Source organism: Maribacter aquimarinus (assembly GCF_047345505.1).
Taxonomy (GTDB): domain Bacteria; phylum Bacteroidota; class Bacteroidia; order Flavobacteriales; family Flavobacteriaceae; genus Maribacter.
In genome coordinates this window covers 130318-152936 of sequence record NZ_JBLFEO010000004.1, presented here as the reverse complement: position 1 = coordinate 152936, position 22619 = coordinate 130318, and the positions used below count along the sequence as shown (strand labels likewise).

Genomic DNA, 22619 nt, shown 5'->3' with positions numbered 1-22619 from the left:
TATGGAAAACACGGTGAAACACAGATGTGGCTGGTGCGGGGAAGACGCCCTTTACCAGCGCTACCACGATCGGGAATGGGGCGTTCCCGTGAAGGATGATGCCCTGCTTTTTGAGTTCCTGGTGCTGGAGACCTTCCAGGCCGGTCTCAGTTGGATCACGATCTTAAAAAAAAGGGAAGGTTTTAGGGCCGCCTTTGATGGGTTTGATGCCAAGGCCATATCCCGTTACAATGAAGGAAAAATAGATTTTCTAATGCAACAAAAAAGCATTGTTAGGAACCGCCTAAAAATAAAGGCCACCATTGCCAATGCCAAGGCCTACTTGAAAATGGGGGAGCTGCACGGCAGTTTTTCGCATTACGTCTGGGGCTTTGTAAACCACCGGCCCATAACCAATGCTTACGCCCATTACCGGGAAGCGCCCTCCAAAACCGCCCGATCTACCGCTATGGCAAAAACAATGAAGAAAGACGGGTTTCAATTTGTGGGCAGCACAGTGGCCTATGCCTTTATGCAGGCCGTGGGAATGGTGAACGACCACGAGACCCGGTGTTTCCGTTACGGGGAAATCGCGGCAAAGACCAGTGCAAAGAAGTAAGAACAGCCGCTTTATCCCGTAGTGGCCAAAGGTCAATCCGCTTGGTTCAACAGCGCCATGTAGTCGTTCCTCGAGATTTCTTGGGCGCCCAGACTGGCCAAGTGATCCGTGTACAACTGGCAATCTATACAGCGGTATCCCTTTTCTTGCAGTTCCTGGGCCAGGGAGATAAAAGCAAACTTGGACGCATTGGGTTTTAGGCTGAACATGCTCTCGCCGCAAAAGACGTGCCCCAGGTCAATGCCGTAGAGCCCGCCCACAAGCGCGCCCCCTTCATACACCTCATAAGAATGGGCAACGCCCTTGGCGTGGAGTTCCCTATAGGCCGTAACCATCTCTTCCGTGATCCAGGTGCCTTCCTGTCCCTTTCGTTCCACGCCTGCGCAATGGTGCAGCACTTGGTTGAAATTGGTGTTCTTTTTGAGCTTAAAAATGCCGGAGCGCATGACCTTGCGCATGCTCTTTGATATGGAGATGTTTTTTGGATAGAGCACCATTCTGGGGTCGGGGCTCCACCAGAGGATGAGGGAATTTTCATTGAACCACGGGAAGATGCCGTTTTTGTAGGCCAACAGGAGGCGCTCTACCCTCAGGTCTCCGCCAACGGCCAAAAGTCCGTCTGCATTGGCGGTTTCCACTGAAGGGAACCAAAGGCCGTGGTCCAGAAAAGGAACGGTGTTCTGCTTTTTTCCTTTTGTCACTTTTTGCCTTTAAAGTACTTAAATCCCCCCTTTTGGCAAAAAACTGTTTAACCCATAAGCACAGAAAAGCCCCGCCGGTTGGGCAGGGCTCTGGTGCCAATATGTTCAGATGGTACCTCCCTTTGGTTTAAAAGGGAAGGTCGTCATTGTCTTCCTGATTTAGGTCGTCCGCCGGCTCAAAGGCGTCCATGGGCGGTACCGGCGGCATTTCCTGTGGCTTCTCCTGTTGCAGCTTTTCTATGCGCCACCCCTGAATGGAATTGAAGTATTTTACCTCTCCTTGGGGGTTGGTCCATTCCCGGCCCCTGAGGTTAATGCTCACTTTAACGTCCTCGCCCACTTGGTAACCGTTCAACAAATCGCACTTGTCCTGAACAAATTCCACCATTAAATGCTGTGGATATTGATCTTCCGTGGTCACCACCAATTCCCTTTTTTTAAAACCGCTGTTGCTCACTACCTTGGTTTCGCCGAGCACTTTTACTTTACCTTGAATTTCCATAATGTATCTTCTTGTTTGCAGAAACACAAAAGTACACAAAATGATGCTCCCGTAAAACCCTGCGACCTTTTGGGCGCACAACAAATAACCACAAATTGGGTTATCTTTAGTAATAGAAACCCAGGGAATGCGCTTTAGCTCCAAAAATAAGGTCACCAAGATTTTTCTCCTATCGGGCTCCTTTGTCTTGGTGGGCCTCATCCTATGGAACACCAACAGTTTTTTTAAGACCTTCAAGGAAGAGGAACGGCTTAAAATGGAGATTTGGGCCACGGCCCAGTCAGAGTTTCTGCAGTCTGCGGAGAACGTGGATCTGGGCAACCTGCACCTGCGGGTCTTTCAGAACAACACCACCACGCCCATGATCTTGATCAACAAGGACAGTTCCATAAAGGTGAACAACATTCCCAAGGAGATGGCCTCCGATTCTGTTTACATTGCCAAAAAACTAAAAAAGTTCAGGGCAGAGAACACCCCCATTGAAATAGACCAGCAGGGAGAGCACTTGGCCACCCTCTACTACGGCAATTCCGAAGTGTTGAACAAGCTAAAGTACTACCCCATAGCCCTGCTGCTGATCATTTTTCTCTTTGGCGCGGTGATCTACTTCCTTTTCAAGACCAACAAAGCCTCTGAACAGAACAAGTTGTGGGCCGGTATGGCCAAGGAGACCGCCCACCAGATCGGGACGCCACTTTCCTCGCTGTTGGGCTGGAACCAACTACTGGAGGAGGAAGACATCAATCCCGACATTACCAAGGAGATCAAAAAGGACATTGACCGGCTGCAGACCATTACCGAGCGGTTTTCCAAAATTGGTTCCCTGCCCACCTTGCAGCCCGCCAATATCGTGGAAGAGACAAGGGAAGCCTTCCATTACCTAAAAAAGAGAAGCTCCAAGCTCATTCACTTTTCATTTGTCTCTTCCGTAGCAGCGGTGCCCGTGCAATTGAACCCCGCCCTCTACCAATGGACCATTGAAAATCTTGTAAAGAACGGAATAGATGCCATGAAGGGCAAGGGCAGCATTGCCATTGAGGTGGTGCCCGAGGGCAATAGGGTGAACATCCTGGTGGCCGATACGGGCCACGGCATTCCCAAAAGCAATTTTAACACTATCTTTAATCCGGGCGTGACCTCCAAGAAAAGGGGCTGGGGACTGGGACTTTCCTTGGTAAAACGCATTATTGAGGAATACCACGGAGGCAAGATAAAAGTGCAATCCTCAGGGAGGGAAGGTACGATCATGCAGATTTCCCTGAAAATAAACAAAGAGTGATGGCGAAAGAGAAACTAGTGCCCATTAAGGAAGCGCTACTGAAAAACAACTGTCCGGAGTGCTTTAACCAGGAACTTAAACTTCGGTTTTACCAAAAGCACACCTATGGCACTTTCCTGCACCGCACCACCAAGGAGGTTACCCACCAAATTGTTTGCAAAAAGTGCAACTCTATGATCTACCCCGTAAAATGGACGGATGACATTGAGCGCATGTTCAACTACTACCAAAAAACGGTGGAGCCGGAACCCAAGTCCATAAAGCCCACCTGGAGGCTCTACCTGCTCCTCTTTCTCCTGTTTCTCCTGGCAGCGGTGGCCACCTATTTCCTCTTGGGCGGCACCATTACATATTAGCCCTAATTTTTTGGGCAATGGCCTTGAATTCCTCGGGGCTCAACTTCTCTTTGTTCTGAAATGTGGCGTTGGCCATGCTGTGCAAGGGAATAAGGTGCACATGCACATGGGGCACTTCCAGGCCAATGACGGTCAGGCCCACCCGGTTGCAGGGTATGGCCTTTTCAATGGCAAGCCCCACTTTCCTGGAAAATGCCATAAGCCCCATATAGGTGGCCTCATCCAAGTCCAACAGCTTGTCCACCTCCTTTTTGGGAACGCAGAGGGTGTGTCCCGCGGCATTGGGATTGATGTCCAAGAAAGCGAAAAAGTCATCGTCCTCGGCAATTTTGTGACAGGGGATCTCCCCTTGTACGATCTTGGTGAAAATACTGGACATATCAATGGTGGTTTGGTGTCTGGCCCGGGGATTTGGGGCCGTGGCCCGGCACAAAAAATCCCACAACGCCTTTGTGGGATTAAAGTTATTAAATAAATGTCTCTTATTGCCGGGTGATTTCCAGGATATCGAATTTCAGGGTGCCATTGGGCACGTTTATTTCGGCCACATCACCAACGCTTTTGCCCAAAAGCCCTTTCCCTATGGGGGAATTCACGGATATCTTGCCCGATTTTAGATCGGCCTCGCTCTCTGCCACCAGGGTGTACTTCATTTCCATGCCGTTGGTCTGGTTCTTTATCCTTACGGTGGAAAGCACCAGGGCCTTGGAGGTATCCAATTGGGACTCATCGATAAGACGGGCATTGGCCAAGGTGGCCTCCATCTTGGAAATGCGCATTTCCAAAAGGCCCTGGGCCTCTTTGGCCGCATCATATTCCGCGTTCTCGGAAAGATCGCCCTTGTCCCTGGCCTCCGCAATGGCCTGTGAGGCCTTGGGGCGCTCCACGTCCCTGAGCTGGTTCAGTTCTTCCTTTAGCTTTTTAAGTCCTTCCGCCGTGTAATAAGATACGTTTCCCATGATTACGTCGTTTTACAAATAAGAAAATCCTCTGTAAAGGTACCTTTGCGGCCGCTTTTTAGAGAGGATTTAAAACAAAGATACATATTTTTTGTGCAATTTTGTTTGATGAACCCGAAATCGGAGCAGCCTTATGAAACCCTATTGGATCCTTGTTGTTTTGCTCGCCCTTTGGTCTTGTGATGACGACACCACCAACAGAAATCCCTTTTTACAGGAAATAGGTTTCCGTTTCGACATCAACCTTAACCTACCCCTTTACAGTCCTTTGACCAACACCGGCACGGCCATTTTCATAGATAATACAGCTGTGGGCACCCGTGGCGTATTTGTGGTAAACACCGGTTTTGATCAGTACCGGGCCTTTGAGGCCAGCTGCCCCAATCACGAGCCCAACAGTTGCAGCACCATGACCCTTAGCGGCCAAGTGGCCACCTGTTCCTGTGAAGAGTACCAATACAGCCTCTTTACCGGGCAAATGCTGAACCGCCCTGATGATGGCAGGCGTTATTACGACATGTTGGAGTACCGGGCCGCCGCCAGTGGAAATACGATCATCATCTCCAACTAACGGCCATCTGGGGGAAGACAGCATAATTTATACGTTTTTGCCCAAGATCCTATCCATGGCCCAACTGGTGTGCAGGGCCGTGGCGCCCGTGGAGGGATGTGTTTCGCCCCCCCTTAGGTGCCCATCCATTTGGGCCACGTGATATTGGTGCACGTGCTCTGGGTGGGCAATGGTCAATGACTCCTGGTGCGTGGCCGTGCACAGTTCTATGGGTTTCTCCTCCAGGACGGAAAAATGGATCTGCCCCTTGTCCCCTATGATGGTGACCCTGTCCTGCGCAGCATCGGCACCAAACACCCAGCTTCCGGACCCGGTGGCCCCACTTTTGTGGATCCAACTGCCCGTGACGGCATCATGGGCGGTGTAGAGCCCCTGTTGGTTGGTGGCCAGCCCCACGGCAGCTTCCATATCTCCCAACAGAAAGGTGAAGAGGTCCAGGCCGTGACTGGCCAGGTCGTCAAAATACCCGCCGGGGGCCACTTGGGCGTCCGTGCGCCAATTGGGCGCACCACTGCGGTCTTCCGGGCTGGCGCTCCTGGCCTTGTGCCAGGATATATGGCGCACCGTTCCAATACGGCCCTCTTGCAGCCATTCCCTTATTTGCAAAAAACGGGGCAGGCTCCTCCTGTAATAGGCCACAAACAAGGGTACATTGCGTCTTTCAAAAGCGGTATGGATCTCCAGACTCTCTGCGTAGGTGGGCGCCATGGGCTTTTCCAGGCAACAGGGCTTTCCGGCCTCTGCCACCATTAGCGCGTACCGCAAATGGGAATCCGGAGGGGTGGCAATGTACACCGCATCTATTTCGGGGTGGTTAATGAGCTCATCCGCACGGTCCGTAAAAAAGGGCCATCCGTGCCGCTGGGCGTATGCCTTTGCCCGATCCAGGCTCCGGGCCATGACCCCATAACGCTCAAAACCGGGAACCAGGCCGTAGGCCGGGGCACTCTTTACCTCGGTGACCTTGCCACAACCGATCATTCCCCAACGCAGGGGGTTTTTAACCGTGTACTGCTTCATATCCTATTTGATTGCTCCTTGTAAGTTTAAACAATTGTTCTTGTTGCCCACCCCGCGGCATCCCTTTGCCCCCGGGCCTCCGAAAATTCCACAGGTTCCCCAAGGGGCAAAACCCAGAGGACGCATTAAAAATCACATCGCGGCCATAAAACCGTATAGGCACCCACAGGGGTCGGGGAACCTTATCCCAAAAAAAATCTGTGAAAGGCATTGCTTTTGCAACCGCACTTGCTTTTTTCTTGTTTATAATGACCAGGATGGGATGCACAAAATGGCCATGGTCCAAAACATCCATAACACTCCCCAATGTGTGCCTTGGCATTTATGGATGCTCCAGGGCAAAGGTAACCGTTTGTGCGGCAACAGCTGTACTGGAGTGCCCTGCCCCGGTCCATCCTCAGAAATAAAAGAAGCCAAAGCCAAGTGGGTTACGGCGACGCCCAGAAATCTTGCATCAGTAAACGGGCTGCTGGGGGGGCGCTGGGCTCTAGGCCGTGTTTCACGAGCCAATCCAGGAAAAGCTGCACACCGCGCACCTCCATTTTGCCCCAATTGGCCTCATTGCCATAATAGGGATTGGTAAACTCCTGGCTCTGGAGCACGTCCAGATCGGCATCTCCTTGTGCCACGTACGGGGCTATGGCATCTGCCGCAAAGCGCGGCTCGTCTTGGGCGTGGAGATAGCCCTTTTTGGTGGCCGCCAAAAAGCCTGCGTAGGCCGCCGTATCTTTCTCTACCCTGGATCTGCCGGCCATGATCACGGGCGAGTAGCCATAGGGAATGCCAAAATTTGCCATCTTGAAGGCTTTCAAGGGAATGCCCTTGTTTTGGGCGTGCACGCCCTCCCAGTTCATAAAGATCCAAGTGGCGTCGTATTTGCCGGTAAGCAGGGTTTCCCAAATGCCCAATTTGTCGGGATAGGCCATGTCCAGGTTGCCCTGCCCACCATCGTTCTTTACCATCTGCTCCACGATCTTGTCTTCATACCGCGCCCTGTAGGAGGCGTAGCTTTTACCGTCCAGATCCCTGGGCCTTGCGATGCCCTTGCCCGAGAGACTGACCACCGCACTGAGGTCTTCCTGAAAAATGGCCGCCAGGGCCACGGCATCAAAGGGGCTGCCCTTGGTGTTGTAGCTCAGGATGCTTTCAAAGGGGCACAGGGCCATGTCTGCGGTGCCCTCCTCCACTTTTTTGGCCGGGGTCTTGGCATAACCGTCTTGATCTGGGGCAAGCAGTTGCACCTCCAGCCCCGCCGCTGCATAATATCCTTTTTCCTTGGCCACATAAAACCCGCTGTGGTTGGTATTGGCCGTCCAGTCCAAGGCCATACGTATCTTCTTCATCGCTCAAAAATTTAAGGTTGCCCCCAGCAAGACGTTAATGCCGGCCTGGGGATAAAAACCGGCGCCCTCCACGGTGGTCACGGTCCCGGGATTGCTAAAACCGTCATCGAAGGTGAAAAAATATCCGTTGGACTCAAATTTGGCATCAAAAATATTGTTCACCAGGCCTGAGAACACCACACTGTCCAAAACCCCGTTCACCTTCCATTCATATTGCACGTTAAAATCGGTCTGGGTGTAAGCGCTGAGTTTGGAGCTCTCTGCGTCTATGTTGCCCATGTATTGCTCGCCCACGTACTTGGAGAGCAAAATGAGCTGCAGTTCCGGTTTCGGGGCATAGGTAAACAGGTTTCCGGCAATGATTCCCGGTGAAAACGCTATGTTGGTGTTGCCCAGTTCCTGCAGCACCCCATCCCTTTGAAAGACAAAATCCTGGTTTTTATTGGTACTGATGGCCACATTGGGGGTTAGGCTGAACTTATCGCTGAGCCGTATGTTGGCATCGATCTCAAGGCCCAAGCGGTAACTGTCTCCCACATTGGCCCTTAACGGCCCCCCTACATCGTTCAGTTCTCCCGTGAGCACCAATTGATCTCGGTACTTCATGTAATACAGGTTGGTGTTCACCTGTACGTCCGTGTTCACATAGCGCCAGCCCAATTCAAAATCGTTGAGGCGTTCCGGCTTGGGGCTCCCGTTCTCATAATCGTTTCTATTGGGTTCCCTGTTGGCCACGGCATAGGAAAAATAAAAATTGTTGTTGCGGTTCAGGTCAAAGGTGAGGCCCGCCTTTGGGTTGAAAAAGTTAAAGGTATCGTCCACAATGCCCGTGTCCTCGCCGTTGGCCCGGTAGCCCACGGTCCTGTACTGCAGGTCTCCGTACAGGGACCATTTCCCGTTCAGGGCATAATTGGCCTTGGCGTACAGGTTGAAGTCGGACTTGTCCGAAGTGTCTTCATAGTACCGGTCCCTGATATCGCTATCGCCGGCAAAGCGGGCCCAGATGATCTCCCCAAAATGATCGCCCTGGTACTGGTTCCAGCCCCCGCCTAGGATCACGTCCCATTTTTCCTTTTTGTAGTTGGCAGAGAAGACCGTGCCGTAGAAGTCATTGTCCAGCCATCTCCTGCGGATCAGGTCCGTGGTGTTCACCAGTTCGCCGTTCACGGTCAGGGGCCGTAGGCCGTAGGTGGCAAAGTCGTCATCTTCGCGGAACTGCTCAAAAAAGCCCCTGCCCCTGGTGTAATGAAGGGCCACGTTGGTGCTCCAAAACTCGGACCACTGCTCGTTCCAGAGCAATTGAAAATGGTCTTGTTTGTAGTTGTCCACCTCATTTTCGTAAAATTGGGTGTTCCCGTCGTCATCGGTATAGATGCCCGAGGGGTTAAAGGTGCGATCGGTGGCCAAGGTGGCCGCATCAATACCGTACCAAGCCTGATAGGTAATTTGGTGCCCTCCAAAGAGCAGGGCCTTGACCAAGGTATTGTCATCCTTATAGGCCGCCTGCAGGAAGTAGGAGTCCATGTTGGAACTGGCCCGGTCAATGTACCCATCGGAGTCCAATTTGCTGAGCCTTCCGCTGAGCTCTATATGATCGTTGAGCAGGCCGGTGCTGAATTTGAGATTGTTCCTCAACGTATTGAAACTGCCGTATGAGGAAGATACTTGGGCAAAGGCCTCTTCAGAATAGCCATCCGTGAGGAGGTTAAGACTGGCCCCAAAAGCGCCGGCGCCATTGGTGGAAGTGCCCACGCCGCGCTGCAGCTGCAGGCTCTCGGTAGAGGAGGCAAAATCGGGCATGTTCACCCAAAACGTGCCGTGCGATTCCGAATCATTGTACGGAATGCCATTGATGGTCACGTTTACCCTGGTGGCATCACTGCCCCGTACCCGTATGCCCGTATAGCCCACACCGGCACCTGCATCTGAAGTGGTGACCACAGAGGGCAGGAAATTCATTAAAATGGGAATGTCCTGACCCAGGTTCCTGGGGGCAATGTCTGCCTTGTCCAGATTGGAAAAGGTAACGGGCGAGGCCTTGGTGACCCTTACGGCCGAAACAAAGACCTCATCCAATACCACTTTTTTCCCCTCCAGGGAGTCTGTGGGGACCTGTTGGGCCCTTATGGAAAAAGAAGTGAGCAACAGGGCCAGTACAAGGCCAGACAACATCGAAAAATCCTTGATAGCCGCACCGGAACGCGTGGGCGGCCATTTTTGGGACTTGGACAACGATTTAAAATAAGAAACTGCCTGATGGAAAAGTACGTTCTGTGGGCACCTCAGCGCAAGTGCCGCCTTAAAAATGGAATAGATAGATTTCATCCGTAAAAGATATTTTTTACGAATAAAAGGGGCTATTATTCTTTAATGTGAATTGATTTTTTTTGCCCAACTAAGGACGGTATGGTTCCAATAAAACGCTTTCGCGCATCCCTTGGCGGCATTACCCGCCCAGGTTCTTTGGGTATGATCTCAGCTTCCTCCCCTTCTTTTGCGGCTTTCACCAAAAAAGAAGTGGATTTGGCACCCCTTTGAGACGGGACAAAGGTATGACAGACTTTTTGATCGGCACAACATCCCGTCCATAAAAAATGACCCAAAGATGCATTTTCCCTGAACCCACATAAAGTACGGGACTTTTGTGGTGGGGTGTTAACCCAGATTATGCACTAGTCCCCTGATGAATGGCTTCATAATTTTTCAAAGGATAACTTGGTTGCTTGAGTGTTATATAGTAGACTTTCTCTATGAGGGTGTAAAGCCCAATAAAATCAAGACTTTTGCGATTGAGGTATAGCCATCGCTACGGTGAATGAACAAAAGTCAGTGCAACGATTGATTTTGAAGGGATTTGCAGCCGTAATGGAATTTCTATTGCTTAATCTGGGTTTAATGCATCATCTGGGTGCAACGTTTGTCCAGAACGTTTCCGTATCCCTTTGATCATCAGAAAAAAATGTCCTCTTTGTTGGAAAGTGCTCCCCAACAAGACAAAAAAAAGAGAGCCGCTTTCGCGACCCTCTCAGAACCAACCAAAAAAACCTGTTTTCAATATTGTGACAGTGCATTACCAAACATCACAAGTAAAACAATGTACTCGGGGGAGTACCCAATAGACTTACACTGGTTTCAATGGTTGCGCCTTTATAATCAATGGTCAGTGTTTCATAAAGGACTCTTTAACGATATCTTCCGTATCAGTATCTTTGGTGTTTTCATTCCCTTTTTCATGTTGTGGCCCCTTTGTGGAGACCTTCTTCCATTCCTTTACATTTTCATCGGTTGTATGTTGGGTTTCGGCGTGGAGTGCCTGCGAAGCGTACACACTACAAAGAACAAACACAACGCCCAAAAAAATGGATTTAAGGATGTCTTTCATTTTTGTCCAGTTTTAAATCGATCCCAATGGCCCAGGGCAATGATGCCCAGTGAAACCACAAAAATCACAGTGGCCAAAACAGGGAGCAGGATAACGATCATTAGACTATCATTTTAGGTTCTGTTAAGTAAGACACAACATTCTCCGGTAGGTCACATAAGGACAAAAAAAAAACTGCAAAAAGCAGTTTTTTCTTCAATGGGGCCTCCATTATTTCTTTTTGAACCAATTGCCGTGCATATCTATATATACCGTTCTGCGCGTACCGCTCTGCAGCACCATGATCAACTTAAATTCCCCTCGGTCATTTTTGTAAACGCCCGCCAGTTTGGAGGTGGGATATTGCTTTAACAGCTCTTCCACCACCGGTGGGGTAAGTTCTTTGGAAGACACCTTCTTGAACCCGTCCGTGGTGAACGTTACGGGCGCGTGGCACAAAGCGGCTTGTGGCGTTGCGGCCCCTAGGTGTAGGGCAAAGGAAACAAAGGTCAGGGACAATAGCATGTATTTTTTCATCGGAAACGTCTTTTTTCGATGCTATTTACGACACATTTTGAAAAATGGATTTTTTTGGTGGAAAAAAAGGCCAAGGAACCCCCGGCCCGGCCCGTGGCAGCCCATTACCACTGTAGTTGTGGATGGCACATCATTTATTTCAAGGACTGCCATTGGAAAGGTGGGCCCATTCTTGGACAATGCCCCTTAGAGGACCAATGGCCCCAGGGAAGGGCCGCGGCCTTTTCCGCCGAAACAAGCTGCCCTTGTCTTATACCTGGTGTGAGGGCTTTAAGAGGTCGTTCACCGTTTTTACCGGGTTGAAGGTCACCAAGGGCACCTCTACAAAGATGGTGTTCCAATGGGCCATGGCCCCGTTCCAAAGGCCAGGGAGTTCCAAGGCCTTGAGCGCCCTGCCCTCTTTGGTCTTTTCTGTGATAAAGCCCTGCTTGGGGTCCACAAATTGGGAGAGGTCGTATTTGTTGCCCTTGTGATCGCGCACGCCACAGACCAAGTCCACCGGGTTAAAGTGGGTGGCCTTAGCCACAATGGCGGCCTGATCGTCGCGGTCCATATCTATTTGGGCAGATTCCACGATCTGTAGCGAAATGGCCCCGTCGGCGCCCTGAATCCAGAACGGCCCGCCCCCGGGCTCGCCCTCGTTCCTCACCATGCCGCACACCCTTATGGGCCGGTGCAGCTTTTCCTTTAGCCGGGCCACTTTGGTCTCCGTATCCGCTTCGGTGAAGGCAGTGCCCAGCCGCACGTTCAGGGCCTCCTGCAAAAAGGTGGCCACGCGATCTAATAGGGCCCCATCCCATTCGCCCCGTTCCAATTGGGCGGCGTGGGCAAAGGCGGTTTCCTGAGCCTCCAACAACACGCCCGCCAAGAGTCTCTTGCTCTGGGCCACGGCCTCGGCATCTTGCAGTACCGCCACATTGTCTATGTTCTTGATGAAGATAATGTCCGCATCCTGTTCGTTCAGGTTTTCAATGAGCGCCCCATGCCCTCCGGGACGGAAGAGCATGGACCCGTCCGCGTTTCTAAAGGGTTGGTTCTCCAGATCCACCGCCACGGTATCCGTGGACGGTTTTTGAAAGGAATAGGACACATGGAACTCCGTGCTGTTGGCCTTGGACACCCGGTTTCCCACTTTTTTATGTTCTGCCCTGAACATGGCCTCATGCTGTTCCGAGATGGTAAAGTGCAGCTGTGCGTGTCCCTTGGCACTGGCGTAGAGTGCCGCTTCTTTCAAATGCTCTTCAAAAGGAGTGGCGCCGATATCGCCATATTTATGGAAGGGCAAGAGCCCCTTGGGATAAAATCCATAGTTGAGCCCTTCTTCAGAAAGGAGTTCATGCACAAAGGCGTGCACTTTTTGTCCCTGGGAATCAAAGTGATCCGGAAGGCGTTGCATCACGGCATCATAAAAAGGAAATTGCTGCAATCCGTTGGCAAAGACTCCCATAGCCTTGTCCCCGGTACGGTCAAGGTAGGTCTCCAAGGTTTCCGTTGTGGGATCAAAGCCTTCCAAAAAGTTAAAGAGCGCCTTGAACATTCTTGAGGCCGCACCGGATGCCGGGACAAATTTTAAAAGGGACAAGCCCTCTGCGCGCTCCTTAAACAGGTTTATCTTTTGCTGTGCGTCCTCCTTTGAAAATTTTTGGATACCGTCACCGATCACTGCGGCCTTTTCCAGTTGCACAAAGGGAATGCCTTCCTTAAAAGTGTTCAGTTGTGCGGCCACAGTGGCTGCCGCAATGCCCTTTTGCCGTAACTGCTCTTGGTCTTTTTCCGTGAATTTCTTCATTTTCAATAATTTATCTATGTGGTGCACCGCAGTGGCCAACCGTTCTTCCTTATTGCCCCTTAAGATAACAAAATTCCGGTGGTACCGCTCCAAGGTATCCTTGAAATAGGTGAACATTCGCTCGCGTTCCCGGGGCTTGTCCCGGAGGTCATCTGCCTCCCAAGGCACATCTATATAGGTAAGGAAGTAGAGGTCATAATGGTTCTGCAGGGCATATTTTTCCAAGATGGGGTCACAACTTCCCAAATAATAGGCTTCTGAGTACACTTTGGTCTCCAGCAGGTCTGTATCGCACACCAAAAGTTTCTTGGCGGTCTTGGCCAAACGGTTTTCCAGTCGCATTTGCCCTTCGGCAATGGGGAGTAGGTCCTTGGGCTCACAGGTTTTTTGCTCCCGGTTCCATTTGTCCTGCAGATATTCCCGCGCATATTCGGGCACCCAAGCGGTGGCGTAATGCTGGGCCAGTTGTTGGGAAAGGGTGGTCTTTCCGGTGGATTCCGGACCAAAGAGCACTACTTTGACGAGGTTTGCGGGCTGTTGTCCAAACTTTTCTTCCATGCCAGATAGCCTTGTAGGGCCAATATCGTAAAAATTAGGTATTGCAAAGATAGCATGCCCCAGCCCCTAGAGGCGTACAAAGGAACCGTAATGATGTCTGCAATGATCCAAAGGGTCCAGTTCTCCAATTTTTTGAGTGCCATGTACCACATCCCGGTAAAAAAGATACCAGAGGTAAAGATGTCCACATAGTTGCTGGTAAGGATTTCCTTTCCAAAAAAACGGTACACCCCATAGTTTACCAACATGGTGGCCAGGAACAGGGCCACCCCAATGGCCTTTTCCCTGGTCGTGGTACGGGAAATGCGCACCACTTTTTTGTTGTCCTTGGTACGGCTCCAGTTGTACCAGCCGTAGATGCTCATGCCAGACCAATAGAAATTCATTAGCATATCTCCCAAAAGTCCGTCCCGGTAAAAGAGGTACACGGTAATGGCGGTGGCCAACAACCCGGTGGGATACACCCAGATATGTTCCTTTTTCGCGTACCAGACACTGGCTATGCCAAAAACAAAGACTATGGCCTCCAGAAAAATGATGTAGGTTTCCTTTCCCCGGTAGGCATCCAGAAAAAAGTCAAAAATGGGGCTCATAGCCGCTGCGGTCAGATTTAACGAGCTTCATATAGAGCAGTCCTCTATCCATCAGTTCAAAGGCCGTCTTGATCTCTTGGTTCAAGACCTCCATCACGGCATCATAGTCACCAAACACCTGGGTGCTCAGCGCATTTTCCTTTATGGAGACACCCGAAGCGCGCAATTTTTTAATGAAGTTGATGATATGCCGCTCATAATCATCTTGCAGGGGCGAAAAGGTGAGTTCCACGGAAATGTCCATAAAAGTGACGGTTTTGGAAGATTGATGCCGTAAAGGTAAGGCAAAGTGGGCGGGGTAAAAAAAGGGTAGTTCAAAATGAGCGCATTGTCTGGTCTTGGGGGCACTCCCATTTTCGTTAAGCATCAACCATCGTCCATCATTTCTGTTTTATGGGCAAAAAAACGGTGAATGCGCTGTTTCCGCTCTTCACGGCCAAGCACAAGGTTTTGGGCTGCCCGTCTTCCAAATAGACAAAGGGTCGTTCCATACGATCTGGGCTTAAAATAGATCCGTCCTTCATCATAATTGTGTTGTTTAGCACTACCGCATGCTCGGCATTCTTCCAGACCACACCCCTTTTGGAAGTTAGCAGTCCAATGAACTCGTGGGCGTGATATATGGCGTAAAACCGATTTCTTTGTTCATCGAACCAAAGGGACATATCTTCGGTATCCCTTTTATCCATTACGGCTCGGGGCTGCACGGCAAATGGCCCCTCGGGGGCACCCGAAATGGCTATGGCCTGATTCCTTACAAACCCTTCAACCTGCGGTTTGTCGCCTTTAACGATCAGATAAAACCGATTGTCGCTTCCTTGGGCGATCGCAGGATTCACCGCAAGCGTTTCAATGGGGCCAGAGGGTTCCACAATGGGTTTTTCCAGTCGATGCCACGGCCCGTTCAAGCTTTTGGAAATGGCAACCCCGCTTCGCTGATTTTCCCGTAGCAGTTTGCGCAGGGGGCTTTCCTCTAAGGACTTTCCCTGTGTGGCCTCCAAATCTTCTTCGGTAAAATTTAAATGGCCCGGGTTCGTGGAAATATAGTACAAATAGTAAGTGCCATTAAAAAACTTGATTTTTGGGTTGTGGGCGGTAATGGCGTCCCAATGACCGGCTCCCCTTCCCTTTAGCACGGTCTCTTGGTATTCCCACGGCCCGCTTGGATCATCGGAAACAGCACGGGCAATCTCGGAATGGGTGAGCCATGCGGAAAAATCCATTCGCCATCTGGAATAGAACAGGTGGTAGGTGCCATCTGCATCCCTAATGATGGATCCTCCCCAATGAAAGAAATCTGAATCGTAAAAAATATGGTCTTTGGTTATGGGCTCCAAACGGTTGTCAAACCTCAAGTCCTCCGCTTTTTCTTGACCGAGCATGGTAAGAGTTCCAAAAAACATCAACGCAGAAAAGAGATGCTGTTTCATATACTTGTTAAAGTCTCATTGCCTTTTGTTCCACTCTGTTCGGAACCGATGGCAAAATAGAAAAGTTGGTACTGGTGGATATGATATAAAAACTGGAATACCTCTTTGGTTATGACCAAAGGGCTTCCAAGAGCAATGGCTTCCCATCTAGTTCCGTTCATTGTCCCCATAGGCATACACACAGGTAAAACCTTCAAACTCCAAAAAGTGCACCTCATAGGAACGCACTTGGCCCCCTATGGAAATGGTGGCTCGGGTGCCACCGTCATCAAACATAAAATCGGACACATCAATATGCTTTAGGAAACTGAGCTTTCTCTTTCCATAAATTTTGTAGAGGGCTTCCTTGGCCCCCCAGACAATGGTGAGCTTGCGCACCAAGGCCGCCGTATTGGCCATGGTACGGTATTCATGCACGGGGGTAAATTTATGGGCAATGCGCAGGATCTTGTCCCGTTGTTTCTCAATGTCTATGCCCACATCCCTCTGGCTGCCGATCATGATGGCGGTGAACTGGTGCGAATGTGTAATGGAAATGCGCTTCCCGTTCCGTAGGTGGGGCTTCCCGTAGGCATCATACCGCAGATCGCGGTCCACCAGGCCATAGCGCGCCATAAGGTGCCGTATGCTCAAAAAGGCGCGGCGGTGCATTTCTGACTTCATTCCATTGAAACGCTGCTGGCACGGAGGGGAGAGTTCAATGCCCTCCTGGAGCTGGGTTTCGGGCTCCAGCACCTCCCAGATGGCAATTTCGGTATGGGCATCCACAGCAATGGTTTTGTATAGGGGCATGGTTTCTTGGGGTATTGTGTATCTTTGCGTCGCAGAAAAAAGTGCATTGAAAATTGAAAGTTAACCAAAAATAAATGGAAATGAGCACCAATACCCTACCCTATATCCCCTATAAAGTAAAGGACATTGGCCTGGCCGCCTGGGGAAGAAAAGAGATTGACCTTGCCGAAGCCGAGATGCCAGGGCTTATGGCCCTGCGTGAGGAATACAAGGAAGAGCAGCCATTGAAGGGTGCCCGCATTGCCGGATGCCTGCACATGACCATACAGACCGCAGTGCTCATAGAGACCTTGGTGGCCCTGGGGGCAGAGGTTACCTGGAGTTCCTGCAACATCTTCTCCACCCAGGACCAAGCCGCCGCCGCCATGGCAGATGCCGGCATCCCCGTGTACGCCTGGAAGGGCATGAACGAGGAGGAGTTTGATTGGTGCATTGAGCAAACCCTTTTCTTTGGCGAAGAGCGCAAACCGCTGAACATGATCTTGGATGACGGGGGCGACCTGACCAACATGGTACTGGACCGCTATCCGGAACTGGCCAAGGACATCAAGGGCCTCTCCGAGGAAACCACCACCGGGGTGCACCGCTTGTACGAAAGGGTAAAGAAGGGCACCCTGCCCATGCCCGCGATCAATGTGAACGATTCGGTGACCAAATCCAAGTTCGACAATAAGTACGGCTGCAAGGAAAGTGCGGTGGATGCCATACGCAGGGCCACGGACACCATGCTCGCCGGAAAAAAAGTGGTGGTCTGTGGTTATGGCGATGTGGGCAAGGGCACCGCAGCCTCTTTCCGCGGCGCGGGATCTATCGTTACCGTCACGGAAATTGACCCCATCTGCGCCCTACAGGCCTGTATGGACGGTTTTGAGGTGAAGAAACTGGAGAATGTGATCGGCAGGGCAGACATTGTGATCACCACCACCGGGAACAAGGACATTATACGTGCCGAACATTTTGAGGCATTGAAGGACAAGGCCATTGTCTGCAACATTGGCCATTTTGACAATGAGATAGACATGGCCTGGCTGAACAAAAACCACGGCCACACCAAGGACGAAATTAAGCCGCAAGTGGACAAGTACACGGTGAACGGCAAGGACATCATTATCCTGGCGGAAGGCCGTTTGGTGAACCTGGGCTGTGCCACGGGCCACCCGAGCTTTGTCATGAGCAACTCCTTTACCAACCAGACCCTGGCCCAGATAGAGCTGTGGAAAAACGGGGCCAACTATGAGAACAAGGTGTACATGCTGCCCAAGCACCTGGATGAAAAAGTGGCCAAGTTGCATTTGAGCCGTCTGGGGGCGGAGCTTACCGAGCTGAAGCAGGACCAAGCGGAATATATTGGCGTGACCGTACAGGGGCCGTTTAAACCGGATTATTACAGGTACTAGGTTTAGGGGCGCCCCTTGCGGAGCTCCCTGGAGGCCACCCTTCAAAAAAAAAACAGGCCCTTACCTTAGTGTAAAGGGCTTTTTTATGGCTTTTGCCAGCCCTTTTAAAATCGATTTTTATGCGTATTCTTTTAACCGGGGCCACGGGAACGCTGGGTTCCCAAGTCTTGTTCAGCCTGCTGCAGGAGCGGCATACGGAAATAGACCACATCTATTTGCCAGTGCGCCCCAAGAAAGGCACGGCACCTTTGCAACGCATAAAGAACATGCTGCAAAGTCCGTTTGCCCCTGCCCATATCAAAGAACAGTGGGATCAGATGATGGCCAAGATCACCGTGGTAAATGCCCAACAGCTCCTGGACCCCGCTTCCTTTCTAAAGGGCCGGCGGTTGTCTCACTTTATCCATTCGGCAGGTTTGGTGAACCTTTCCACGGCCCAAGAGGCCAAAGATGAAATATTCAAGGAGAATCTGGACTTTACCAAGGATATTTTAAATGCCTACCGAGACCATATGGGCAAGTTCATCTACATCAGTACCGCGTTCTCTGCCGGGGATGTGGGCGGTGTGCTGCAAAACGACTATTTGAAGACTGCCCCCGATACCTACAGAAACCACTACGAAGCCTCTAAATTTGCCGCTGAAAAGTATGTGGCGGCGTGGGGACGGGACACGCAACTGCCCGTGCAGATCCTGAGACCCAGTGTGCTCGGTGGCAACATATTGGGAACGCCCTGTTTTTTTATCTCCAAGTACATGGTCTTTTACCTCTTTGCCAAATTTTTCCATAGAAACGGCAACGCTGGCGCAGTGCGCATAACGGCGGCCCCACAAAGTGGACTCAACATTATTCCCACGGATTATGCCGCCATGGTCATTTGCCGGGTATTTGATCGGGACATTGACCAGTTGAACATTGTGCACCATACCGCCACCAATGTACAGCAGGGCATTGAAAAAATCTTGGAAGCGGTGAACTTTGATAACTTCAGCTTTACCGCAACGCCTTTGAACAGGGCCAATGGCTTTGAAAACAAATTGGAGAGGTTCTATTACAGTACCATAGGGCTGCACCTAACCCCTTACCTCACCGGGAAGCCCTGTCATTGGGACACCACACTGCTGGAGGCCATTCTGCCCATACCGGCCTACGACCTGGAGACCTACTTGCAGGGCACCATACAGTTCGCTAAAGTTTCAGGCTTTAAAAACCAACCTTGGTAAGTGTTGCGTTGGGCGGTATGGGAACGTCTGGGTGCTAAACGTTGTAAGGCCGATTTTTTTTAATCAACGGGTTCCGCTTTCCAGACCGGCGTTCCATTTTCTAACGAACTCATCGGACCAGGCGTCCCAACCTATGGTCATCAGCGTCCAGATGGCCACCCCCACAATGATCAAGTTGAGCACAATGCCCACAATGGCCAAAACCTTGCCTTTTTTCACCTTGCCCCCATGGCTATATTCATGGGGAGCGGCGGCATACAGCCTTTCAGATTTTTTAGCCATAATAAAGGCGATAACGGAAGGGACAAGGCCCACACCCGCAAAGCAAAACAAAAACAGTCCCAAAAGGGACAAGAGGTAAATGGTGGTGCTGTTGGGCAATTGTTTGGTGGTCATGACTGGATTTTCCTGTAAGATACTGAAAAAACCAGTTACAGACCCCAAATTGTGCCGCACTCATTGTTTTGTGTCCTAAGGCAGTCTTGGTTCAAAGGCTACCTCATTGCGATGCCACCATTCCATAAAGATAACGGTCTTGGGCATCCTGCCGTAATTGGGCCAACCCCTCTTGCCTGGACAACAGCGGGTCTATCTCCACAACCTCACCGTTGGGCAGATGAACCAAAAACATTCCTTGCTCAAAAGAGGACAGTTTTATCACGTCCCCGTTATCCTTCACTGCGTTCCAACTTTGGGATTCGGGCCAGTACATCATATCTAAGGATGACCCCTTCTTGGGGCCCTGAACCACTTCCAAATACATGCGGTTCTTGGTGGCTTCCATTCTTATGGTATTCCCCTCGTGCTCCACCAATTGCACTTCACGCTCACCTGGTGCCATGGCAATGGGGTTACTGCCGCCCCAGAATTCAATGACATTGAAAATAATGGCATCCCCCAGAAAAAACAGCCCGTAAACGGGAACAATGTTGAGCCCCCAAAAGATAAGGTTGTTCACAAACTTACTGTCGGATACCTCTTGGTTCCAATCCTTTAGATTGTTGAAAGCATTGAAACTGCCCAAGCAACTGGAGAACAACAAACTACTGGAGAGCGCAATACAAATGACTGATTTCTTCATACTATCTGATTTAAATTTTTGGAAAAATTAGCATCTTTATCCTTGTTGCTTGTTCTTTTTCCAGTACTTTTTTGGCGCAAACGAAATGGATGTGATTCCATTCATTAAATTATAGCTATGGTAGTGTTTATAGACATGGACGAGGTTATTGCAGACACCTATGGGGCGCATATTGAGATATACAACCGGGAACACCGGGCCAGCCTGGACCCCGTTCAGTGCTTGGGCAAGGAAGTATGGCACATGGTGCCGGAAGCGCATCGGGACACCGTGCGAAACCACGCCCGGCGAAGGGGCTTTTTCAAAGACCTCAATCCGCTGCCCCATAGCCAGGAGGTCATCAAAGAACTTGCCGGGGTGCACGAGGTGTATATTGCCTCTGCGGCAATGCAGTTTCCCAATTCCCTGGAGGAGAAAAGTGAGTGGCTGGATCGGCACCTCCCTTTTATCCCTTGGCAGAACCGCATCCTGTGCGGGCACAAGCACATTCTAAAGGGAGATGTGCTCATAGACGATCGTAGCTACAACCTAAAGCATTTCAACGGCAGGGGCATTTTGTTCTCGTCCCCGCACAACGCGCACACCAATGGCTTTGAGCGGGCCAGGGATTGGTTGGAGGTGCGCCAGCTGCTCCTCTAAAAAGATAGGTTTTGCCCTTATTTTTATGGGTAAAAAGGCTTGGCGCACAATTTGGGGTAAGACCAGAAGACGTAGGATGTTGTAGTTGTAGTTCCCTGAATTTTGGAGACCTGCTTTACGGGTGTTTGTCATTGGACCTTGTTTTTGTCTTGCGTCCTACATTATGGTCCCACCGCTGGCCAATGCCATTTTCGTTTCCACAACATTGGTGGTAGAATCAAAAGAAAAACAAGGGCACAAAAAAAGCCCCGTCTCCAAGGAGTCGGGGCTTTTGTTATGATTTTAGGTCATTTAAGCTTCAAAAGGCTCAATGGAAACATAGGATTTTCCGCCGGCTTTTTTCTCGAATTTCACCATTCCGTCCACTCTTGCGTGAAGCGTGTGGTCTTTTCCGGCATATACATTTTCACCGGGATTGTGGCGCGTGCCGCGTTGCCTAACAATGATGTTTCCGGCAATGGCGGGCTGGCCACCAAAAATCTTTACGCCCAGGCGTTTCGATTCTGATTCCCTTCCGTTTTTAGAACTACCTACACCTTTTTTATGTGCCATTTTATTCGGTTTTATGGATGAGGCCCCAACGTTGGGGGCATCACAAAATTACTGTTTTTATTTAAGCCTTTCCGCCGTCCAGCTCGTCTTGCCATTTCTTGAGCTCGTCCCACTTGCCGTCTGCGGCCATTTGGGCTTGCTTGGGCCAAGTATCGGTCACGTGGTTTCCACGAACCTCGGCAATGATTTCGGAGATTTTCTCGGGCGTGGTCTTTGCCAAAGCTTCAAATGTGGCAATGCCGGCATCCGTAAGGGTCTTGGCAATTTTTGGCCCAATGCCCTCAATTTTCTTCAGGTCGTCCGCTTTTGGCTTTGCCGCCGCTTTCTTGGCGGGAGCCGCCACTTTGGGGGCTTCTTCTTTCTTGGGTGCCTCAGCTTTCTTTGCCTTGGCCGGAGCGGCCTTTTTGGCCCCTTTGGCCACAATGCTCTCCACAACAATTTCCGTTAGGGACTGCCTGTGCCCGTTTTTCTTTTTGTAGCCCTTTCTCCTTTTTTTGTGAAAGACAATGACTTTGTCGCCCCTCAGGTGCTTAATGACTTTGGCCTCTACTGCGGCTCCGTCTATGGCCGGGGCGCCAATGGTAACGTTCGTGCCGTCATCCAACAACAGAACATAGTCAAAAGTGACCTTCTGACCTTCTTCTGTCTGCAAACGGTGAACGTACACTTTTTGGTCTTTTGCAACTTTAAACTGCTGCCCTGCCATCTCTACAATTGCGTACATACTGCTCGATTAATAATTAGGTTCTGCCCTGGATTTTTTCCAAAGACGGCTGCAAATATACTTCATAATCTGCAATGCACAAGGGTTTAAAGTCCTTTTTTAACCGGGTTAAGGGACGATTTGAACAATTGCATGAAAGACAACGTGAGCACCAAGGTGGTGGTAAAGCCCATAATGGCCACGATCAGGAACACAATGGCCTTAAAGCTCATGAACTCACCTGCCCACTGGCTGGAAAGTTCCGCTAGGAAAGTTGGGGCCAACTCTGTACTGTACAGGGCAAAAAATATGGTAAAGATGATCGTGGCCACGCCTCCGGTGACCAGACCGGCCATAAATCCGGTTCCGTAGTTGAAGTGGGGGCCCTTCTTCAACTTATAGTATTTTATGGCCTCATAGATGCCAAAACCGGTGATCACCCCGTTGAAGAGGCTAAAGAACACATTGGTGTGCCAGCCTATGAGGGAAAGCACCAAGAAATAAGCTATCAAAGAGCCGCTGGTGGCAATGCCAAAGCGGATGGGAAGTGCGTAATTTTTCATGTTGCATGGGGTTTAAAGGTTACACTATATTTTAAAACTTGCTTCCGGACCGAGCAAATGGTGGGTCTGTTT

General features: G+C 50.5%; 26 protein-coding genes. 7 read left to right on the top strand and 19 right to left on the bottom strand.

The annotated features are described in order from the left end of the window. Nucleotide 1 precedes the first annotated feature (1 nt). Nucleotides 2-598 carry a DNA-3-methyladenine glycosylase I gene (locus ACKWCC_RS04480; RefSeq protein WP_413994709.1) on the top strand — a complete coding sequence of 199 codons (597 nt, stop codon included), beginning with the start codon at nucleotides 2-4 and terminating at the stop codon, nucleotides 596-598. Between the two features lie 32 nt (nucleotides 599-630). On the opposite strand, the gene aat is transcribed toward ACKWCC_RS04480, so the two are convergent. Together aat and ACKWCC_RS04470 are read right to left on the bottom strand one after the other, a co-directional pair. Continuing rightward, nucleotides 631-1299 (bottom strand): leucyl/phenylalanyl-tRNA--protein transferase, encoded by a 669-nt coding sequence (gene aat, locus ACKWCC_RS04475; protein ID WP_413994708.1) that lies wholly within the window; start codon nucleotides 1297-1299, stop codon nucleotides 631-633. 127 nt (nucleotides 1300-1426) lie between these two features. Next, the gene (locus tag ACKWCC_RS04470) at nucleotides 1427-1801 is read right to left on the bottom strand and encodes a DUF3127 domain-containing protein (RefSeq protein ID WP_413994707.1); all 375 of its coding nucleotides are present in this window, start codon (nucleotides 1799-1801) and stop codon (nucleotides 1427-1429) included. Nucleotides 1802-1928: 127 nt separating this feature from the next. Between ACKWCC_RS04470 and ACKWCC_RS04465 the strand changes: the two genes are divergently transcribed. Then, nucleotides 1929-3080 (top strand): sensor histidine kinase, encoded by a 1152-nt coding sequence (locus ACKWCC_RS04465; RefSeq protein ID WP_413994706.1) that lies wholly within the window; start codon nucleotides 1929-1931, stop codon nucleotides 3078-3080. Further along, on the top strand, nucleotides 3080-3436 hold the full coding sequence (locus ACKWCC_RS04460) for a hypothetical protein (RefSeq protein WP_413994705.1): 357 nt from the start codon (nucleotides 3080-3082) through the stop codon (nucleotides 3434-3436). Before ACKWCC_RS04465 ends, ACKWCC_RS04460 begins: the two co-directional genes overlap by 1 nt. Here ACKWCC_RS04460 and ACKWCC_RS04455 read toward each other — a convergent pair. Further along, nucleotides 3426-3815, bottom strand: coding sequence for an HIT family protein (locus ACKWCC_RS04455; protein WP_413994704.1), 390 nt, complete (start codon nucleotides 3813-3815; stop codon nucleotides 3426-3428). The genes ACKWCC_RS04460 and ACKWCC_RS04455 overlap by 11 nt on opposite strands. Before the next feature lie 103 nt (nucleotides 3816-3918). After that, a complete protein-coding gene (gene greA, locus ACKWCC_RS04450; protein WP_413994703.1) occupies nucleotides 3919-4395 on the bottom strand; it encodes a transcription elongation factor GreA in 477 nt (158 codons plus the stop codon). A gap of 133 nt (nucleotides 4396-4528) precedes the next feature. Between greA and ACKWCC_RS04445 the strand changes: the two genes are divergently transcribed. Next, nucleotides 4529-4966: a Rieske (2Fe-2S) protein gene (locus tag ACKWCC_RS04445; RefSeq protein WP_413994702.1), complete on the top strand. Its 438-nt coding sequence runs from the start codon at nucleotides 4529-4531 to the stop codon at nucleotides 4964-4966. A gap of 27 nt (nucleotides 4967-4993) precedes the next feature. On the opposite strand, the gene ACKWCC_RS04440 is transcribed toward ACKWCC_RS04445, so the two are convergent. The 10 genes from ACKWCC_RS04440 to ACKWCC_RS04395 all read right to left on the bottom strand — a co-directional run bounded on the left by ACKWCC_RS04440 (nucleotide 4994) and on the right by ACKWCC_RS04395 (nucleotide 16389). Continuing rightward, the gene (locus ACKWCC_RS04440; protein ID WP_413994701.1) at nucleotides 4994-5986 is read right to left on the bottom strand and encodes a Gfo/Idh/MocA family protein; all 993 of its coding nucleotides are present in this window, start codon (nucleotides 5984-5986) and stop codon (nucleotides 4994-4996) included. Between the two features lie 428 nt (nucleotides 5987-6414). Further along, complete coding sequence (locus tag ACKWCC_RS04435; RefSeq protein ID WP_413994700.1) at nucleotides 6415-7329, bottom strand: ABC transporter substrate-binding protein; 915 nt, start codon at nucleotides 7327-7329, stop codon at nucleotides 6415-6417. A gap of 3 nt (nucleotides 7330-7332) precedes the next feature. Beyond that, nucleotides 7333-9501: a TonB-dependent receptor gene (locus ACKWCC_RS04430; RefSeq protein WP_413994783.1), complete on the bottom strand. Its 2169-nt coding sequence runs from the start codon at nucleotides 9499-9501 to the stop codon at nucleotides 7333-7335. A gap of 988 nt (nucleotides 9502-10489) precedes the next feature. After that, a complete protein-coding gene (locus ACKWCC_RS04425; RefSeq protein ID WP_413994699.1) occupies nucleotides 10490-10711 on the bottom strand; it encodes a hypothetical protein in 222 nt (73 codons plus the stop codon). A gap of 210 nt (nucleotides 10712-10921) precedes the next feature. Then, nucleotides 10922-11227, bottom strand: coding sequence for a hypothetical protein (locus tag ACKWCC_RS04420; protein ID WP_413994698.1), 306 nt, complete (start codon nucleotides 11225-11227; stop codon nucleotides 10922-10924). A gap of 250 nt (nucleotides 11228-11477) precedes the next feature. Next, entirely contained in the window at nucleotides 11478-13574 is a 2097-nt protein-coding gene (locus tag ACKWCC_RS04415; protein ID WP_413994697.1) for a DUF4301 family protein, read from the bottom strand. Beyond that, nucleotides 13529-14167 (bottom strand): nicotinamide riboside transporter PnuC, encoded by a 639-nt coding sequence (gene pnuC / locus ACKWCC_RS04410; RefSeq protein ID WP_413994696.1) that lies wholly within the window; start codon nucleotides 14165-14167, stop codon nucleotides 13529-13531. The genes ACKWCC_RS04415 and pnuC overlap by 46 nt, the downstream gene beginning before the upstream one ends. Beyond that, the gene (locus tag ACKWCC_RS04405) at nucleotides 14151-14411 is read right to left on the bottom strand and encodes a thiamine-binding protein (protein WP_413994695.1); all 261 of its coding nucleotides are present in this window, start codon (nucleotides 14409-14411) and stop codon (nucleotides 14151-14153) included. Before ACKWCC_RS04405 ends, pnuC begins: the two co-directional genes overlap by 17 nt. Before the next feature lie 136 nt (nucleotides 14412-14547). Beyond that, on the bottom strand, nucleotides 14548-15597 hold the full coding sequence (locus ACKWCC_RS04400; RefSeq protein ID WP_413994694.1) for a glycoside hydrolase family protein: 1050 nt from the start codon (nucleotides 15595-15597) through the stop codon (nucleotides 14548-14550). A gap of 147 nt (nucleotides 15598-15744) precedes the next feature. After that, nucleotides 15745-16389 carry a 4'-phosphopantetheinyl transferase family protein gene (locus ACKWCC_RS04395; RefSeq protein ID WP_413994693.1) on the bottom strand — a complete coding sequence of 215 codons (645 nt, stop codon included), beginning with the start codon at nucleotides 16387-16389 and terminating at the stop codon, nucleotides 15745-15747. 80 nt (nucleotides 16390-16469) lie between these two features. Here ACKWCC_RS04395 and ahcY point away from each other — a divergent pair, with 80 nt between their 5' ends. Together ahcY and ACKWCC_RS04385 are read left to right on the top strand one after the other, a co-directional pair. After that, nucleotides 16470-17786, top strand: a complete 1317-nt coding sequence (gene ahcY / locus ACKWCC_RS04390) for an adenosylhomocysteinase (RefSeq protein WP_413994692.1) — start codon at nucleotides 16470-16472, stop codon at nucleotides 17784-17786. 119 nt (nucleotides 17787-17905) lie between these two features. After that, complete coding sequence (locus tag ACKWCC_RS04385; protein WP_413994691.1) at nucleotides 17906-19009, top strand: SDR family oxidoreductase; 1104 nt, start codon at nucleotides 17906-17908, stop codon at nucleotides 19007-19009. Nucleotides 19010-19072: 63 nt separating this feature from the next. Here ACKWCC_RS04385 and ACKWCC_RS04380 read toward each other — a convergent pair whose 3' ends face one another. Beyond that, entirely contained in the window at nucleotides 19073-19405 is a 333-nt protein-coding gene (locus ACKWCC_RS04380) for a CCC motif membrane protein (protein ID WP_413994690.1), read from the bottom strand. Between the two features lie 103 nt (nucleotides 19406-19508). Continuing rightward, nucleotides 19509-20090, bottom strand: coding sequence for a DUF3332 domain-containing protein (locus ACKWCC_RS04375; RefSeq protein ID WP_413994689.1), 582 nt, complete (start codon nucleotides 20088-20090; stop codon nucleotides 19509-19511). Between the two features lie 117 nt (nucleotides 20091-20207). Here ACKWCC_RS04375 and ACKWCC_RS04370 point away from each other — a divergent pair, with 117 nt between their 5' ends. After that, the gene (locus ACKWCC_RS04370) at nucleotides 20208-20729 is read left to right on the top strand and encodes a 5' nucleotidase, NT5C type (RefSeq protein ID WP_413994688.1); all 522 of its coding nucleotides are present in this window, start codon (nucleotides 20208-20210) and stop codon (nucleotides 20727-20729) included. A gap of 291 nt (nucleotides 20730-21020) precedes the next feature. Here the strand turns inward: ACKWCC_RS04370 and rpmA are convergent, their stop codons facing one another. The 3 genes from rpmA to ACKWCC_RS04355 all read right to left on the bottom strand — a co-directional run bounded on the left by rpmA (nucleotide 21021) and on the right by ACKWCC_RS04355 (nucleotide 22547). Then, nucleotides 21021-21281 (bottom strand): 50S ribosomal protein L27, encoded by a 261-nt coding sequence (rpmA, locus tag ACKWCC_RS04365; protein WP_413994687.1) that lies wholly within the window; start codon nucleotides 21279-21281, stop codon nucleotides 21021-21023. A 61-nt stretch (nucleotides 21282-21342) separates the two neighbouring features. After that, the gene (gene rplU, locus ACKWCC_RS04360; RefSeq protein ID WP_413994686.1) at nucleotides 21343-22005 is read right to left on the bottom strand and encodes a 50S ribosomal protein L21; all 663 of its coding nucleotides are present in this window, start codon (nucleotides 22003-22005) and stop codon (nucleotides 21343-21345) included. 86 nt (nucleotides 22006-22091) lie between these two features. Beyond that, the gene (locus tag ACKWCC_RS04355) at nucleotides 22092-22547 is read right to left on the bottom strand and encodes a DUF4199 domain-containing protein (RefSeq protein WP_413994685.1); all 456 of its coding nucleotides are present in this window, start codon (nucleotides 22545-22547) and stop codon (nucleotides 22092-22094) included. Nucleotides 22548-22619: the final 72 nt, after the last annotated feature.

Bases quoted from the DNA above. Each gene is read 5' to 3' on its own strand.
- ACKWCC_RS04375 (WP_413994689.1), bottom strand. From the start codon at position 20,090: ATGAAGAAATCAGTCATTTGTATTGCGCTCTCCAGTAGTTTGTTGTTC.
- ACKWCC_RS04480 (WP_413994709.1), top strand. From the start codon at position 2: ATGGAAAACACGGTGAAACACAGATGTGGCTGGTGCGGGGAAGACGCC.
- ACKWCC_RS04370 (WP_413994688.1), top strand. From the start codon at position 20,208: ATGGTAGTGTTTATAGACATGGACGAGGTTATTGCAGACACCTATGGG.
- rpmA (WP_413994687.1), bottom strand. From the start codon at position 21,281: ATGGCACATAAAAAAGGTGTAGGTAGTTCTAAAAACGGAAGGGAATCA.
- ACKWCC_RS04455 (WP_413994704.1), bottom strand. From the start codon at position 3,815: ATGTCCAGTATTTTCACCAAGATCGTACAAGGGGAGATCCCCTGTCAC.
- ACKWCC_RS04395 (WP_413994693.1), bottom strand. From the start codon at position 16,389: ATGCCCCTATACAAAACCATTGCTGTGGATGCCCATACCGAAATTGCC.
- greA (WP_413994703.1), bottom strand. From the start codon at position 4,395: ATGGGAAACGTATCTTATTACACGGCGGAAGGACTTAAAAAGCTAAAG.
- ACKWCC_RS04425 (WP_413994699.1), bottom strand. From the start codon at position 10,711: ATGAAAGACATCCTTAAATCCATTTTTTTGGGCGTTGTGTTTGTTCTT.
- ACKWCC_RS04465 (WP_413994706.1), top strand. From the start codon at position 1,929: ATGCGCTTTAGCTCCAAAAATAAGGTCACCAAGATTTTTCTCCTATCG.
- ACKWCC_RS04440 (WP_413994701.1), bottom strand. From the start codon at position 5,986: ATGAAGCAGTACACGGTTAAAAACCCCCTGCGTTGGGGAATGATCGGT.
- ACKWCC_RS04400 (WP_413994694.1), bottom strand. From the start codon at position 15,597: ATGAAACAGCATCTCTTTTCTGCGTTGATGTTTTTTGGAACTCTTACC.
- pnuC (WP_413994696.1), bottom strand. From the start codon at position 14,167: ATGAGCCCCATTTTTGACTTTTTTCTGGATGCCTACCGGGGAAAGGAA.
- ahcY (WP_413994692.1), top strand. From the start codon at position 16,470: ATGAGCACCAATACCCTACCCTATATCCCCTATAAAGTAAAGGACATT.
- ACKWCC_RS04430 (WP_413994783.1), bottom strand. From the start codon at position 9,501: ATGTTGTCTGGCCTTGTACTGGCCCTGTTGCTCACTTCTTTTTCCATA.
- ACKWCC_RS04470 (WP_413994707.1), bottom strand. From the start codon at position 1,801: ATGGAAATTCAAGGTAAAGTAAAAGTGCTCGGCGAAACCAAGGTAGTG.
- ACKWCC_RS04355 (WP_413994685.1), bottom strand. From the start codon at position 22,547: ATGAAAAATTACGCACTTCCCATCCGCTTTGGCATTGCCACCAGCGGC.
- ACKWCC_RS04460 (WP_413994705.1), top strand. From the start codon at position 3,080: ATGGCGAAAGAGAAACTAGTGCCCATTAAGGAAGCGCTACTGAAAAAC.
- ACKWCC_RS04435 (WP_413994700.1), bottom strand. From the start codon at position 7,329: ATGAAGAAGATACGTATGGCCTTGGACTGGACGGCCAATACCAACCAC.
- rplU (WP_413994686.1), bottom strand. From the start codon at position 22,005: ATGTACGCAATTGTAGAGATGGCAGGGCAGCAGTTTAAAGTTGCAAAA.
- ACKWCC_RS04380 (WP_413994690.1), bottom strand. From the start codon at position 19,405: ATGACCACCAAACAATTGCCCAACAGCACCACCATTTACCTCTTGTCC.
- ACKWCC_RS04415 (WP_413994697.1), bottom strand. From the start codon at position 13,574: ATGGAAGAAAAGTTTGGACAACAGCCCGCAAACCTCGTCAAAGTAGTG.
- ACKWCC_RS04405 (WP_413994695.1), bottom strand. From the start codon at position 14,411: ATGGACATTTCCGTGGAACTCACCTTTTCGCCCCTGCAAGATGATTAT.
- ACKWCC_RS04445 (WP_413994702.1), top strand. From the start codon at position 4,529: ATGAAACCCTATTGGATCCTTGTTGTTTTGCTCGCCCTTTGGTCTTGT.
- ACKWCC_RS04420 (WP_413994698.1), bottom strand. From the start codon at position 11,227: ATGAAAAAATACATGCTATTGTCCCTGACCTTTGTTTCCTTTGCCCTA.
- ACKWCC_RS04385 (WP_413994691.1), top strand. From the start codon at position 17,906: ATGCGTATTCTTTTAACCGGGGCCACGGGAACGCTGGGTTCCCAAGTC.